Genomic DNA, 13,964 nt, shown 5'->3' with positions numbered 1-13,964 from the left:
GCAGTAGGATTTGTCTTGCCGGTCCAGGCGTTCGGAAAATCGAACTCTAGCGATGCCGCGCCAGAGCGCTTCTGTCAACGCGGGACTGCGCAGCCGGCTTTGCCAAGGCGTTGCGGGAGCGCTAAGGAGCGTGGCCTTGCCGGAAAGCGCGTTGCCCATGACCGAAGCCGCCCCGACCACCCTTGCCGATCTGCGCGGTGAAATCGACCGCATCGACAGCGCGATGCACGCGCTGCTGATGGAGCGCTCGCAGATCATCGAGACGCTGATCTCGATCAAGAAGACGCAGGCCTCCGGCTCCGCCTTCCGCCCCGGCCGCGAGGCCGACATCATGAAGCGCCTGGCCCTCAGCCATAAGGGCCTGCTGCCGCTCGACACGGTGGAGAGCGTCTGGCGCATCATCATCGCGACCTTCACCTATGTGCAGGCGAATTACTCGGTCCATGCCGACATCTCCGGCGGCGATGCGGCGATGCGCGATTCCGCCCGCTTCCATTTCGGCTTCACCGTTCCCTATATCCCGCATGAGGATGCCCGTTCGGTCATCCGAGCGGTCGCGGAATCGGCTGGCGATCTCGGCATCTTCCGCATGGACCAGGGCGCCAGCGCCGGCATCTGGTGGCGGGACCTGATCGGGGTTGATGCGCCCAAGATCATCGCGCGCCTGCCCTTCGTCGAGCGGCCGAACCATCCTGCGGGCACGCCGGTCTACTGCATCGCCAAGCCGCTGGCCGACGCCGCCGTGCGCGAGATCGTGCTTTATGCCGCCCGCGTCGAGCGCTGGTCTGAAAGCTTGCGCCACGGCCTTGCCGAGCATTTGGCCGAGGTCTCGGCCTCGGCTGCCGACGGCTCGCACCTGTCGCTGCTCGTCGCGGCCTCCGGCGAGGTCGATCAGGCCGCGATCCGCCAGGCCCTCGCGCCGGCCGGGCTCAGCGATTTCGCCGAGGTCGGCAGCCACGCCGCCCGCTTCTCCGTCAAATCCGCCCGCTGAACGGGCTGGCTTCCTGCTGCAAGGTCAATCGTCATGGCGACCCGTCCCACCCCGCGTCCCGGCGTCCTCGATATCGAGGCCTATGTCCCCGGCAAATCCGCCGCGCCCGCCGGCGTGAAGCTGCACAAGCTCTCTTCCAACGAGACGCCGCTCGGCCCGAGCCCCAAGGCGATCGCCGCATTTGAAGGCCTCGCCGCCAAGCTGGAACTCTATCCCGACGGCACGTCGACCAAGCTCAAGCAGGCGATCGCCGGCCGCTATGGCCTCGATCCCCAGCGGATCATCTGCGGCAACGGCTCGGATGAATTGCTTGAGCTCGTTACCAAGGCCTATCTCGGCGCGGGCGACGAGGGCATCTACAGCCAGTACGGCTTCCTGGTTTATCGCATCGCCATCCTCGCCATGGGCGGCAAGCCGGTCGTCGTGCCCGAGAAGAACTACACGGCCGATGTCGACGGCATCCTGGCGGCGGTGACGCCGAAGACGAAGATCGTCTTCCTCGCCAACCCCAACAACCCGACCGGCACCTATCTGCCCTTCGACGAGGTCAAGCGCCTGCAGGCCGGCCTGCCGCCGCATGTCCTGCTCGTGCTCGATGCGGCCTATGCCGAATATGTCCGCCGCAACGACTACGCCTCCGGCATCGAGCTCGTCGCCGAGAGCGAGAATGTCGTGATGACCCGCACCTTCTCGAAGATCTACGGCCTCGCCAATCTGCGCATCGGCTGGATGTACGCGCCGGCCCATATCATCGATGCGCTCGAGCGCATCCGCGGCCCCTTCAACGTCAACGGCGCCGCGATCGAGGCCGGCGCCGCGGCCGTTGCCGACGAGGCGCATGTCGCTGCCGCCCTTGAGCATAACGAGAAATGGCTCGCCTGGACCACGGCCGAGCTGGAGAAGCTCGGTCTGACCGTCACGCCCTCGGTCGGCAATTTCGTGCTGATCCATTTCACCAAGACGCCCGGCAAGACCGCCAGGGACGCCGACGCCTTCCTGACCCAGCGCGGCCTCATCCTGCGCGCCGTCGGCGGCTATGGCCTGCCGGACGCGCTGCGCATGACTATCGGCAGCGAGGAGGCGAACCGCCTCGTCGTCGCCGCGCTCGCCGATTTCCTCAAGGCGTGACCGAGATGGCGGAAAGCTTCGCGCCACGCCGGTCCGAGCCGGTCTTCGCCCGTCTCGCCATCATCGGCATCGGGCTGATCGGTTCCTCGATCGCGCGCGCGGCGAAGGAGCTGAACCTCGCCGGCACGATCGTGCTGGCGGATCGCGACGAGGCTGTCCGCAAGCGGGCGCGCGAGCTTGGCCTCGGCCATGCCGTTGCGGAGACGGCGGCGGAAGCAGCCCGCGATGCCGATCACATCATCTTCTGCGTGCCGGTCGGTGCCTGCGGACCGGTCGCGGTCGAGATCGCCAGCGAGCTGAAGCCGGGCGCGATCGTCTCCGATGTCGGCTCGGTCAAGGGTTCGGTCGTCGATGCCGTCTCGCCGCATCTGCCGGAGGGCGTCGCCTTCGTGCCGGCGCACCCGGTCGCGGGCACGGAGAATTCCGGCCCCGATGCCGGCTTCCCGAGCCTCTTCCTCAACCGCTGGTGCATCCTGACCCCGCCCGAGGGTACGGAGCCGGCGGCCATCGCGAAAACCCGCCAGTTCTGGGAGGGGATGGGCGCGCTGGTCGAGGTGATGAGCGCACAGCATCATGACCTCGTGCTCGCCGTCACCAGCCACCTGCCGCATCTGATCGCCTACAATATCGTCGGCACAGCCGAGGATCTGGAGGCGGTGACGCAGTCCGAGGTGATCAAGTTCTCGGCCGGCGGCTTCCGCGACTTTACCCGCATCGCGGCCTCCGATCCGACGATGTGGCGCGACGTCTTCCTGCACAACAAGGAAGCGGTGCTGGAGATGCTCGGCCGCTTCAACGAGGACCTCGCCCTGCTCACCCGCGCCATCCGCTATGGCGACGGCGAGACCCTGCACAAGCACTTCACCCGCACCCGCGCCATCCGCCGCGGTATCGTCGCGCTCGGCCAGGAGAAGCCGGAGACGGAGAAGCTGCGCAAGGATTGAAACCGGCGAAGCCTGTGAAACGGGCGCGGTTGCGGCTTGCCAAGCCCAGCGCCTGCTGGTACAGCGCCACCCGTTGCCGCTTTAGCTCAGCTGGTAGAGCACCTCATTCGTAATGAGGGGGTCGGGGGTTCGAATCCCTCAAGCGGCACCACGATCCTTCCCCGACATCGCGGCGCGTCAGGACCATCGCTTTCGATGGCTGTCGAACGTCGAAATTCGTCGGCACCGGCAATAGCGTTTCAGCGCGCAGGCCTCATTTCAGCTGGCTGTCCTTGCTGCCGCGCCGGTTGTAGCTGGATTGCGCCGCCGAACGATCGTGACCGGACTGGCAGGCGACGCAGAGCCGGGCGCCGGGCATCGCGAGGCGCCGCGCTTCGGGAATCTCTTCCCCGCATTCCTGGCAATGGATTTCGCCCGGCCCGCTCGGCAATCGCGAGCGTGCGAGACGGACAGCGTCCGTGATCGAGCCGTCGATCTGGTCCTGAACCGCTCCGTCCGGAGCCCATCCGCTTGCCATGACGCAACCTCCGATAAGCCATAAGATGGCCGCAGGTCGCGCGAAATCCAAGAGCTTCCGCTCAGGCGAAGCGTTTCGCCCCGGCGACGCAGAGCACGACCACAGCGGTCGCGGCGATCATCGTCCAGGCGATCGGCTCGCCGAGCAGGAAGCCCGCCAGCATCAACCCGAAGAAGGGTTGCAGCAGCTGAAGCTGGCCGACCGTCGCCGTGCCGCCGATCGCCAGGCCCCGATACCAGAACACGAAGCCGACGAGCATGCTGAAGACCGAGACATAACCGAGCCCGATCCAGGCCGGCGTGCCGATGCCTTGCCAGGTCGATGGCCAGAACAGCAGTGCGATCACGGCCATCGCCGGCAGTGACAGCAGGAGAGCCCAGGAAATCACCTGCCAGCCGCCGAGCCGGCGCGACAGGCTCGCGCCCTCGGCATAGCCGAGGCCGCAGAGCAGCACCGCCGCGACCATCAGCAGATCACCCGTTATCGAGTCGCTATCGCTATTGGCCAGCGCGAAACCGACGACCGTGGCGCTGCCGAGCCCGGAAAACAGCCAGAACACCGGCTTCGGCCGTTCGCCGCCGCGCAATACGCCGAACAAGGCGGTCGCTAACGGCAGGAGCCCGATGAAGACGATTGAGCGCGCCGAGGGGATATGCTGGAGAGCGAGCGCCGTGAGCAGGGGAAAGCCGAGCACGACGCCGAGCGCGACGATCGCGAGCGGGCGGATATCCGCCTTTTGCGGCCATTGCTGGCGCAGCAGCATCAGGCAGGCCGCGCCCAGAAGGGCGGCGATAGCCGCCCGGGCGCCGGTCAGGAACAGCGGCGAGAAACCGGCCACCGCGACGCGCGTCGCCGGCAGCGAGCCGCTGAAGATCAGCACACCGATGAGTCCGCTGCCCCAGCCCTTGCCACCCCAGTTGTTTGACATCCGATCCGTCCTGCTGCTTCGCCGGAAGCCGTGCTCTAGGCGCGTGCTCGCAATGAAGCCAGCGACAGACCGGTACATTCATGGCAAACTGTATGGCCATGGATATCCATACACTCGACACAGGCGAACCTGCCGCGACGCGGACGGAAACCGTGATGGCGGCAATCCGGGTGCGTCTGGCGACGCGGACGCTGGCGCCGGGCGATCGCTTGCCTTCGATCCGCGGCTTTGCTGCGACGATGAAGGTTTCGCCCTCGACCGTGGTCGAAGCCTATGACCGCCTCGCGGCTGAAGGGCTGATCCGCGCGCGGCAAGGCTCGGGCTTCTATGTCACCGGCGGTGGTCTGCCGCCTTTGGCTCTGACGCAGGCCGCTTCGCCGCAGGAGCTGGTCGTCGATCCCTTCTGGGTCTCGCGCCAGTCGCTCGATGCCGAGCCCGGCGCGTTGAAGCCGGGCTGCGGCTGGCTCCCGGCCGACTGGATGCCGGAGGAGGCCCTGCGCCGCGGTTTCCGGGCGCTGGCGCGAGCCGATGGTGCGATCCTCACCGATTATGGCGGAACGCGCGGCGCTTCCGTGCTGCGTCGGCTCCTGCTCGGGCGCTTCGCCGAGGCCGGGCTGGCGGTTGCCTCCGAACAGCTCATGCTCACCGGTTCGGGCACGCAGGCGCTCGACCTGATCTGCCGCTTCCTGTTGCGGCCGGGCGATGCGGTCCTCGTCGACGACCCCTGCTATTTCAATTTCCAGGCCTTGTTGCGGGCGCATCAGGTGCGTGTGCTGAGCACGCCCTATACGCCGACAGGGCCGGATATCGCGGCCTTCGAGGCTGTGGTCGCGGCCGAGCGGCCGCGCCTCTACCTGACCAATTCCGGCCTGCACAACCCGACTGGCGCCGGCCTGTCGCCGCAGGCCGCCTATCGGGTGCTGAGCGCTGCGGCGACCAACGACGTGATCATCGTCGAAGACGACATCTTCGCCGATTTCGAGCCCGAGCCATCGGCGCGGCTGGCGGCGCTCGACGGGCTGGAGCGCGTCATTCGGATCGGCAGTTTCTCCAAGACGCTCTCGGCCGCGGTTCGCTGCGGCTATATCGCGGCGCGGGCCGATTGGATCGAGGGGCTGGTCGACCTGCAGGTCGCGACCAATTTCGGCGGCCCCAGCCCGGTCTCGACGGAATTGCTGGCGGGCGTTCTCGCTGGTGGCAGCTACCGCAAGCACATGGAGGAATTGCACCGCCGCCTGGCGCAGGCGCGGCGCGAGGTCGCGGCGCGGCTGGAGTCCCTGGGGATTCGCCCGTGGCTGATGCCGAAAGGTGGCTTCTATCTCTGGTGCCGCCTGCCGGACGGCATCGATTCCGCCGAGCTGGCGCGCCTCGCCGTGATGCAGGGCGTGGTGTTGGCGCCGGGCAATGTCTTCAGCGTCGCCCAGACGGCCGGCAGCTTCATGCGCTTCAACGTCGCCCAGTCACGCGATCCGCGCGTGATCGAGGTGCTCGGGCAGGCGATGGCGACGATGCGGCGGCAGGGCGGTGCAGCTGCGCGCGATTGATCCAGCGCAGTCTCGGCGCGCGTCGCACTCGTCAGCCCGGCGCCCCCCTGATATAGACCGCGGCAACAACCGGCTCGGCCGGACAGGACCCGAAAGTTTCGAGATCATGCATCTGAGGATCGGCACGCGCCGCAGCCCGCTGGCGATGGCCCAGACCAACCACGTCATGGGGCTGATCCGGGAGAAGTTTCCGCAGGCGGAATTCACCCTCTGCCAGATCGCCACCATCGCCGATCGCGACCGCGTCTCCGAATTCCACCAGTTCGGCATGGTCGGCGTCTTTGCCGTCGAGCACGAGCAGCAGCTGGTGAAGCGCGAGGTCGATTTCGTCGTCCATTCGCTGAAGGACCTGCCGACGACCTTGCATGAAGGGCTCGTCCTGGCTTCGGTGCCGCCGCGCGAGGACCCGCGCGATGCGCTCTGCGGCGCGACCATGACCTCGCTGCGCCAGGGCGCGCGCGTCGGCACGGGCTCGCTGCGCCGTCGCGCCCAGATCCTGAATCTAAGGCCGGACGTCACCGTCGTCCCGATCCGCGGCAATGTCGGCCCGCGCCTCGCCAAGATCGGCGGGGAGGATGCGCTCGATGCGGTCATCCTCGCCCATGCCGGCCTGCGCCGCCTCGGCATGGATGATGCCTCGTCGGAAGTGCTCTCCCCCAGCCTGTTCCCCTATGCGGTCGGGCAGGGCGCGCTCGGGCTCGAAGCCCGCGCCGAGGATACGGCAGTGATCGAGGTTCTGAAGGCGATCGAATGCCCGAAGGCCCGTGCCGAGGCCGAGGCCGAGCGCGAGATGATGCATGCGCTCGGGGCCGGATGCAGCCTGCCGGTCGGCGCCTGCGCGACATGGCAGGATGGCCGTCTGACGCTGCATGCGCAGGTGACTTCGATCGAGGGCACGGAGCGTGTCGTCGCGGAGCAGAGTGCGGCGCCGGAGCAGGCCCGAGAGCTCGGTCTCTCGGTCGCGCAGATCCTGAAGGAAAAGGGCGGCGTCGCGATCCTCGAAAAGAGCTATCGCGGCCATTATCCGAGCTTCAAGTCGATCTAGCCGCCGCAAACCGGGCGCGTCCGGCCTGCTCGGGGAGAGCCGGGCCTTCGGTGGCCGGTTCGGCCAAAGCTCAGAGCCGGACGGCGGCCTCGCGATGGCGCGAGGCGAACAATGTCGCTTCCCGGCGGAACAGCATCCAGGCGGGCTGCGGCGTTTCGTAGCCGGGCTCGCGCATCGACATCGTATAGGGGCCGGCATTGCCGGCCGGCTTGTCGGGGTCGAGCCGTGCCGCCCGACACATCGCTCGCGCGATCCGCGTGATCCGCTCTTCGTCCATCTCCGCCTCCGCCGCGACGATCCAGCGGCCACGGAACGTCGAATCGGGCCTCCCGGTTCCGCCGGCAGCTCCCGCTTTTTTCCTCAGGACGCCAGCAGCCCGAGCGTGCGCTCGATGCGCGAGCAGCCGGGTTTGGCGCGCGCCTTCGCATAGGTCTTCTGCAAGCGGCCGCTGGCATAGGCGTCGATGACGATCGCGTGGACATAGCTCTTGCGGACGACGGCCGGTGTATTGACCAGTTTCTCCGAGATCGAGCGCATGATGTCGGCAAGCTGGCGCTTGCGCCCGGCCTCGCTCGCCACCGCCTCACCGGCGAGAAGCAGCTCCGCAGCGGCAGCATTGGCGGCCAGCATGCGCAGGTCCTTGCTGCTGATCGGCAACCCGCAGGCCTGCTTGAGATAGGCGTTGATCTCGGCCGCGTGGATCGGCGCGATGGAGCCGTCTTCGCTCTTGTGTTGCAGCAGGCGCCGGCCGGGCAGGGTGGTGATCCGGGCAATCGCCCGGGCGAGCGACGCATCGTCGATCGCGCAGGAAATCTCCTTGCCGCTTTTGCCGCGGAAATGCAGCGAGACCCGCGTGCCGGTCAGCGTGGCGTGGCGCTTGAGCAGCGTCGAGGTGCCGTGGCTGCCATTTTCCCTGGCATAGGCCTCGTTGCCGACGCGCAGGTGGCCGCGGTCGATGATCGCGGCGGCGCAGGCCAGCGCCTTGTCGCGCGACAGCGTCCGCGCCTTGATGTCCGTCGCGATGCGGGTCCGCAATTTCGGCAGGGCCTCGATCAGGCGGCCGAGCCGCTTGAGCTTGCGTCGCTCGCGCACCTTCTCCCAATCCGGATGGTAGCGATGCTGAACGCGGCCGGCCTCGTCATGGCCGATGGCCTGCAGATGGGCGCGCGGATCGCTGGCGATGCGGACATCCGCATAGGCCGGCGGGATGGCCAGCGAGCGGATGCGCGCCAGCGTCTCCTCGTCGGTGACCTTGCCGCCATCGGCATCGCGATAGCCGAATGAGCGGCCGTGGCGGACGCGGCGGATCGTGAGTTCGTCGGACGAAACGCGCCGCAATCGGGTCGCGGCGGCAGGGCATTCAGCGTGCGGGGAAACCGGCATGGACGGTGCTCGCAGAGTTCCGCTGCGAAAACGGCGCCATCGTCCAGTTGGTTCCGCGCAGTCGAGCATATTCACCACAATTCGACAAGCGCGCAGGTTTCTGGGGATGCATGCGCGAAAATCAGTGGCCAGAACGTGGGCGCCCCGCCAAGACTGTCAAAAAAATTGAACGATATGTTTGGGGAGATGACGGTGCCGCGCGTTTTGATCGCCGAGTTCATGCATGAGACGAACACCTTCAGTGTTCAGCTCACGGACGAGGCCACGTTCCGGGCGCATGGCGCCTTCCGCGACAACGAGATACCCGGCGCCTTCCGTGGCACGCGCACCTCGATGGGGGCGGCTTTCGAGGCGGCCGACAAGTTTGCCTGGAGCCTCGTCCATCCGCTGGTGACCGGGGCCAACCCCTCCGGCCGCGTCACCGATGCCGCCTTCGACCTCTTCGCCGGCCAGATCGTCGATGCCGCGTCCGGCGTCGATGGCGTGCTGCTGCATCTCCACGGCGCGATGTCGACCGAAAGCTCGGATGACGGCGAGGGCGAGTTGCTGGCCCGGCTGCGCAAGCGCATCGGCCCGGACGTGCCTGTCGTCGCGGTGCTCGACCTGCATGCCACGGTCACGCAGCTCATGGCCGACAACGCCAATGCGCTGATCTCGTATCGCACCTATCCGCATATCGATCAGTACGAACGGACCTGGCAGGCGGCCGAATTGCTGCAGCGCGCTATCAAGGGCGAGATCAGGCCCAAGGTCGCGCTCGCCCGCCGCCCGATCCTCTATGCGCTCGATGGCGGGCGCACGACCTCGCCGCCCTTCCTTGAATTGCTGCGCCGTGGCGATGTGCTTGAAGCCTCCGGCGACGCGCTCGTCGTCAGCGTCCAGGCCGGCTTCTCCTCGGCCGACGTCCACGATATCGGCCCTTCGATCGCGGTCACGGCGGATGATCGCGGCAAGGCGCAGGCCATCGCCGAGGAGCTGATGGACTATGCCTGGGAGCAGCGCCGCTTCTCCTCGATCCATTTCACGCCGCTGGCCGAAGCGATGGCCCGCGCCAAGGCCGGCGAGGCCGATACGGGCAAACCCGGCTACAAGCCCGTCGTGATCTCGGACTATTCCGACAATCCGGGCTCCGGCGCCTATGGCGACGCCACCAACCTGCTGCGCGCCGTGCTCGATGCCGGGCTGAAGAATGTCGGCTTCCACGCGATCAACGACCCCGAGGCCGTTCTGGCCGCACAGGCGATCGGCGTCGGCAAGCGCGGGCGGATCAGGCTCGGCGGCAAGGTCGATCCGACCATGGGCGGCGGGCCGCTCGATCTCGACGCCCATGTCGTAGCCATCACCGACGGCTATTTCCTCTGCCATGGCCCGATGGCCGGCGGCGTCTGGCGCAATTACGGGCTCTCCGCCCTGCTGCGTGTCGACGATGTCGAGATCATCGTGATCACCCATAACGGCCAGGCGACCGACCTCGCGCAGTTCACCTCGCTCGGGGTCGATCCGACCCGCAAGTCGACGGTGATCGTCAAGTCGATGCAGCATTTCCGCGCCGCCTTCGAGCCGATCGCGCGCGAGGTGCTGGAGGTCGATACCGGCGCGCTCTCGACCCGCAATTTCAAGGAGCGGCCCTACAAGAAGGTCCGCCGCCCGATCTTCCCGCTCGACGATATCTGAGGGGTGGGGTGCCGACCGATAATTCCACCCCGCACCGTCCTCGCGCGGCGAGAATTGGCCCGATCTGCGAAGGAATTTGGCCCGCTTGGTCGCGCAGGGTGTCAGAGCGCAGCATATCGTCTTTCGCGGGGAACATCGCGGATGGGACGCGGCCGGGCGGTATGAAATCAACGCGTTGCGCCGGCCTTTGAGCCGGGCGACCGACCTCGTCTGAGAACCGGCCGCAGGGGGCCGGCGAAGACAGTACAGGCAGGAGAAGACCCATGGTGGTTCAGGCCGATATCGTTTTGCGCAACGGGCCGATCTGGTGCGGGCGCGAGGAGGGCGTCGTCGAGGCGCTGGCGATCTTCCGCGACAAGGTGCTGGCCGCCGGCAGCGATGCCGAGATCAAGCCGCTGATCGGGCCGAAGACCCGAGTCATCGATCTCAAGGGCCGGCTCGCGACGCCGGGCCTGAACGATTCCCATCTGCATCTGGTCTCGCTTGGCATGACCATGGGCTGGGTCGATTCCAAGCCGGAGAGCGCGCCGACGCTGGAGGCTCTGCTCGGCGCGATCTCGGCCCGCGCCGCACAGTCGAAGCCCGGCGAATGGATTCTCTCGCGCGGCTACGACCAGACCAAGCTCGACACCGGCCGCCATCCCTATCGCGAGGAGCTCGACCGCGCGGCGCCGAACAATCCGGTGATGCTGGTGCGCGCCTGCGGCCATATCGCGATCTGCAACTCGGAGGCGCTGCGCCTCGGCGGCATCGACGAGACGTCCCCGACGCCACAGGGCGGCCTGATCGAGCAGCAGAACGGCCGCCTCACTGGCCTGCTCGCCGAGAACGCCCGCGCTCCGGTCCAAGCTGCGATCCCGGCCGCGACCGAGGAGGACATCATCGCCGGCATCGAGCGCGGCGGGCAGTATCTGCTCTCGCTCGGCATCACCAGCTGCATGGACGCCGCCGTCGGCCAGAAGGGCGGCTTCCGCGAGATCGCGGCCTATCACCGCGCCAAGCGCGACGGGCGCCTGCCGGTCCGCACCTGGCTGACGCTGCTCGGCGACGATGGCCGCTCGATCGTGCCGGAGTGCTACGCCGCTGGCCTGATCTCCGGCACGGGCGACGAGATGCTGATGATCGGCGGCGTCAAGCTCTTCCTCGACGGCTCGGCCGGCGGCCGCACCGCCTGGATGACCGAGCCCTATCTCGGCGAGGACAAGACCACCGGCGTCTGGATGTGGGAGGATGCCGAGCTCGAGCGCATGGTGCTCGACGCCCACAAGAAGGGCTACCAGCTCGTCTGCCATGCCATCGGCGACGCCGCGATCGAGCAATTGATCACGGCCTATGAGAAGGCGCTCGCCGCCTATCCCGACCCGGATCGCCGCCACCGCATCGAGCATTGCGGCTTCTCGACCCCGGCCCAGCACGAGCGCATGGTCAAGGCCGGCATCTACCCCTGCCCGCAGCAGGTCTTCATCCATGATTTCGGCGATGCCTATGTGAAGGTGCTCGGCCCCGAGCGGGCGATGCCGAGCTATCCGTTCCGCACCTGGTTCGATCTCGGCCTGAAGCCGGCGACGGGCAGCGACGCGCCGGTCTGCGACCCCAATCCCTTCCCGAATTTCCACACCATGCTGACCCGCGAGACCTGGAAGGGCACGGTGATGGATGCGGCCCAGCGCGTCTCGATCGAGGAGGCGCTGCAGGCCTATACCGAGTTCGGCGCCTTCTCGCAGAAGCAGGAGAACGTGAAGGGCCGCCTCGCGCCGGGCTTGCTGGCCGATGTCGCGGTATTCTCGCGCGATCTGCTGAGCGCCGCGCCGGCCGATATCCTGAAGGACACGCGCTGCGACCTCACCATTCTTGGCGGCGAGGTCGTCTTCGAGCGAGGTGCTTGATCTGGCGCATCTTCGAGCGAAAAAGGCCTTTTCGTACGAAGAAAATGCGAAAAGGATCCCCGAATAGCTTCGCAGGACCGTGAAACGCGGCGCTGTTCGGGGAATTTGACCGTGCGGGGGAAGACAAGCGCGGCAAAGCCGTTATGGTTCCACTTGAAAGCAAACAACTCCGGATCAGCCGGAGCGGATAAACGGGAGGAATGATCGTGTTGTTGAAGAAATTTGCGTTTGCCACCGCGTTGACGCTGGCGGCCTTTACGGTATCGGCACAGGCTCAGGAGCCGCGCCGGGGCGGAACGATCCGCTTCACGGCCCCTTATGGCGCGTCCTTCGTCAGCAATGACAGCCATGTCTCGAACCAGATCCAGGACGAGATTTACGGCTATGCGCTGCACAGCATGCTGTTCCGCTGGGATTCGAAGGCCGGCAAACCCGAGCCCGAGCTCGTCAAGAGCATGACCACCTCGGCGGACGGGCTGACGCATACGCTGAAACTGCGTGACGACGCCTTCTTCCATAACGGCCGCAAGATGACGGCCGACGACGTGATCTGGTCGTTCCATCGCCTCGTCGACGGCTCCAAGAACTATCCGGGTGCAAGCCGCGTCGTGCGCATCAAGGGCGCTGAGGCCGTTCGCAAGGGCGAGGCCAAGGAGATTTCCGGCCTCAAGAAGATCGATGACTTCACCATCGAGATGACGCTGACCGATCCGGCCGATCCCAGCTTCCTGTTCTACGCCGCCACCACGGCGATCATGCCGGCCAAGGAAGCGCAGGCGCCGGACTTCTTCAACAAGCCGATCGGCCTCGGCCCGTTCAAGTTCGTCGAGCACGTTCCCGGCTCGCGCATGGTCTTCGAGCGCTGGGAGAAATACTACAAGCCCGGCAAGCCCTATGCCGACAAGCTGGTGATCTCGCCGATGGGCGAGGCGGCCGCGCGTGACGTCGCCTTCCGCAACAAGGAGATCGACGTCTCGATCCTGGGCTCGACCCAGTATGTAGCCTATCAGGCCGATCCGAACCTCAAGAAGGGCATCCTGGAGGTCGCGGAGGTCTTTACCCGCAACATGGGCATGAACCCGGAGTTCAAGCCCTTCTCCGACAAGCGCGTCCGTCAGGCGATCAACCACGCCATCGACAGCGAGCTGATCATCAAGCGCCTCGTTCGTGACAAGGCCTATCGCGCGGTGAGCTGGCTGCCGAGCTCGGTCCCGGCCTTCGACAAGGACGCCAAGCCTTATGCCTTCGATCCGGAGAAGGCCAAGAAGCTGCTGGCTGAGGCCGGCTATCCCGACGGCTTCGAGTTCGAATGGACGGCGACGCCGAACGAGAGCTGGGGCATTCCGATCGTCGAGGCGACGATTCCCATGCTCGCCAAGGTCGGCATCAAGGTGAAGGTCAAGCCGGTCGAGACCTCGGCGCTCGGTGGTGTCGTCGCGAAGGGCGACTTCCAGGCCTACATCTGGTCGAACACCTCGGGGCCCGATCCGTTGACCGCGCTGAAGTGCTTCCATTCGGCGACGCCGCGCTCGTCCTGCAATTACACCACTTTCAAGAGCGCCGCTTTTGACAAGTTGTTCGAAGAGGCCGCGGCCGAGAGGGACGCCGGCAAGAAGGTCGAGCTCATGAAGAAGGCCAACGCGCTGCTGCAGGAAGAGGCTCCGGTCTGGTTCTTCAACTACAACAAGGCGGTGCTGGCCTATCAGCCCTGGCTGCACGGCCTCCAGGCAAACGCGACCGAGCTCGCGCTCCAGCGTTACGAGGATCTCTGGGTCGACGCTTCTTCGCCCGCGGCGAAGTAAGCGCCTCCGCAGAGGTTCCCGCCAGATCAGGAATCTCCGCCCCCGGGTCGGCCGGCTACGCCGTCCATCCGGGGTGACGGGGACTTCCGGTCCTAGACCTGAGTCCGCCATGCGGCGGCGAT

The 13,964-nt window shown here is 66.7% G+C and carries 12 protein-coding genes and 1 tRNA gene; 9 read left to right on the top strand and 4 right to left on the bottom strand.

What is annotated here, in order from left to right; all coding sequences use genetic code 11:
- Nucleotides 1-157 precede the first annotated feature (157 nt).
- The 4 genes from WFK61_RS02175 to WFK61_RS02160 all read left to right on the top strand — a co-directional run bounded on the left by WFK61_RS02175 (nt 158) and on the right by WFK61_RS02160 (nt 3,214).
- Nucleotides 158-991: a chorismate mutase gene (locus WFK61_RS02175; protein WP_336809886.1), complete on the top strand. Its 834-nt coding sequence runs from the start codon at nt 158-160 to the stop codon at nt 989-991.
- Nucleotides 992-1,018: 27 nt separating this feature from the next.
- Nucleotides 1,019-2,119: a histidinol-phosphate transaminase gene (hisC, locus tag WFK61_RS02170; protein WP_336810096.1), complete on the top strand. Its 1,101-nt coding sequence runs from the start codon at nt 1,019-1,021 to the stop codon at nt 2,117-2,119.
- A gap of 5 nt (nt 2,120-2,124) precedes the next feature.
- Nucleotides 2,125-3,063 carry a prephenate/arogenate dehydrogenase family protein gene (locus tag WFK61_RS02165; RefSeq protein WP_336809885.1) on the top strand — a complete coding sequence of 313 codons (939 nt, stop codon included), beginning with the start codon at nt 2,125-2,127 and terminating at the stop codon, nt 3,061-3,063.
- A 75-nt stretch (nt 3,064-3,138) separates the two neighbouring features.
- Nucleotides 3,139-3,214, top strand: a tRNA-Thr gene (locus WFK61_RS02160).
- 102 nt (nt 3,215-3,316) lie between these two features.
- On the opposite strand, the gene WFK61_RS02155 is transcribed toward WFK61_RS02160, so the two are convergent.
- A complete protein-coding gene (locus WFK61_RS02155) occupies nt 3,317-3,580 on the bottom strand; it encodes a DksA/TraR family C4-type zinc finger protein (protein WP_293812475.1) in 264 nt (87 codons plus the stop codon).
- Nucleotides 3,581-3,641: 61 nt separating this feature from the next.
- Complete coding sequence (locus tag WFK61_RS02150; protein WP_336809884.1) at nt 3,642-4,508, bottom strand: DMT family transporter; 867 nt, start codon at nt 4,506-4,508, stop codon at nt 3,642-3,644.
- Between the two features lie 155 nt (nt 4,509-4,663).
- On the opposite strand from WFK61_RS02150, the gene WFK61_RS02145 reads away from it, so the two are divergent.
- Both WFK61_RS02145 and hemC read left to right on the top strand, forming a co-directional pair.
- Nucleotides 4,664-6,052: an aminotransferase-like domain-containing protein gene (locus tag WFK61_RS02145; RefSeq protein ID WP_336809883.1), complete on the top strand. Its 1,389-nt coding sequence runs from the start codon at nt 4,664-4,666 to the stop codon at nt 6,050-6,052.
- Between the two features lie 106 nt (nt 6,053-6,158).
- Nucleotides 6,159-7,097, top strand: a complete 939-nt coding sequence (hemC, locus tag WFK61_RS02140; protein ID WP_336809882.1) for a hydroxymethylbilane synthase — start codon at nt 6,159-6,161, stop codon at nt 7,095-7,097.
- 70 nt (nt 7,098-7,167) lie between these two features.
- On the opposite strand, the gene WFK61_RS02135 is transcribed toward hemC, so the two are convergent.
- Together WFK61_RS02135 and WFK61_RS02130 are read right to left on the bottom strand one after the other, a co-directional pair.
- Nucleotides 7,168-7,374, bottom strand: coding sequence for a hypothetical protein (locus WFK61_RS02135; RefSeq protein ID WP_336809881.1), 207 nt, complete (start codon nt 7,372-7,374; stop codon nt 7,168-7,170).
- An 83-nt stretch (nt 7,375-7,457) separates the two neighbouring features.
- Entirely contained in the window at nt 7,458-8,480 is a 1,023-nt protein-coding gene (locus WFK61_RS02130) for a DNA topoisomerase IB (protein ID WP_336809880.1), read from the bottom strand.
- A gap of 192 nt (nt 8,481-8,672) precedes the next feature.
- Here WFK61_RS02130 and WFK61_RS02125 point away from each other — a divergent pair, with 192 nt between their 5' ends.
- From WFK61_RS02125 to WFK61_RS02115, 3 genes are all read left to right on the top strand, one after another.
- Nucleotides 8,673-10,154: a M81 family metallopeptidase gene (locus WFK61_RS02125; protein WP_336809879.1), complete on the top strand. Its 1,482-nt coding sequence runs from the start codon at nt 8,673-8,675 to the stop codon at nt 10,152-10,154.
- Between the two features lie 263 nt (nt 10,155-10,417).
- The gene (locus WFK61_RS02120) at nt 10,418-12,040 is read left to right on the top strand and encodes an amidohydrolase (protein ID WP_336809878.1); all 1,623 of its coding nucleotides are present in this window, start codon (nt 10,418-10,420) and stop codon (nt 12,038-12,040) included.
- A gap of 212 nt (nt 12,041-12,252) precedes the next feature.
- Complete coding sequence (locus WFK61_RS02115; RefSeq protein WP_336810095.1) at nt 12,253-13,842, top strand: ABC transporter substrate-binding protein; 1,590 nt, start codon at nt 12,253-12,255, stop codon at nt 13,840-13,842.
- Nucleotides 13,843-13,964 lie beyond the last annotated feature (122 nt).

It is taken from the genome of Allobosea sp. MMO-172 (assembly GCF_037147855.1).
Lineage (GTDB): Bacteria > Pseudomonadota > Alphaproteobacteria > Rhizobiales > Beijerinckiaceae > Allobosea.
This window is presented reverse-complemented; position numbering and strand designations above follow the sequence as displayed.

What these genes read in the sequence shown, in the direction of transcription:
- WFK61_RS02145 (WP_336809883.1), top strand. Translation starts at nt 4,664, where the DNA reads ATGGCGGCAATCCGGGTGCGTCTGGCGACGCGGACGCTGGCGCCGGGC.
- WFK61_RS02120 (WP_336809878.1), top strand. Translation starts at nt 10,418, where the DNA reads ATGGTGGTTCAGGCCGATATCGTTTTGCGCAACGGGCCGATCTGGTGC.
- WFK61_RS02165 (WP_336809885.1), top strand. Translation starts at nt 2,125, where the DNA reads ATGGCGGAAAGCTTCGCGCCACGCCGGTCCGAGCCGGTCTTCGCCCGT.
- hemC (WP_336809882.1), top strand. Translation starts at nt 6,159, where the DNA reads ATGCATCTGAGGATCGGCACGCGCCGCAGCCCGCTGGCGATGGCCCAG.
- WFK61_RS02155 (WP_293812475.1), bottom strand. Translation starts at nt 3,580, where the DNA reads ATGGCAAGCGGATGGGCTCCGGACGGAGCGGTTCAGGACCAGATCGAC.
- WFK61_RS02150 (WP_336809884.1), bottom strand. Translation starts at nt 4,508, where the DNA reads ATGTCAAACAACTGGGGTGGCAAGGGCTGGGGCAGCGGACTCATCGGT.
- WFK61_RS02175 (WP_336809886.1), top strand. Translation starts at nt 158, where the DNA reads ATGACCGAAGCCGCCCCGACCACCCTTGCCGATCTGCGCGGTGAAATC.
- WFK61_RS02135 (WP_336809881.1), bottom strand. Translation starts at nt 7,374, where the DNA reads ATGGACGAAGAGCGGATCACGCGGATCGCGCGAGCGATGTGTCGGGCG.
- WFK61_RS02130 (WP_336809880.1), bottom strand. Translation starts at nt 8,480, where the DNA reads ATGCCGGTTTCCCCGCACGCTGAATGCCCTGCCGCCGCGACCCGATTG.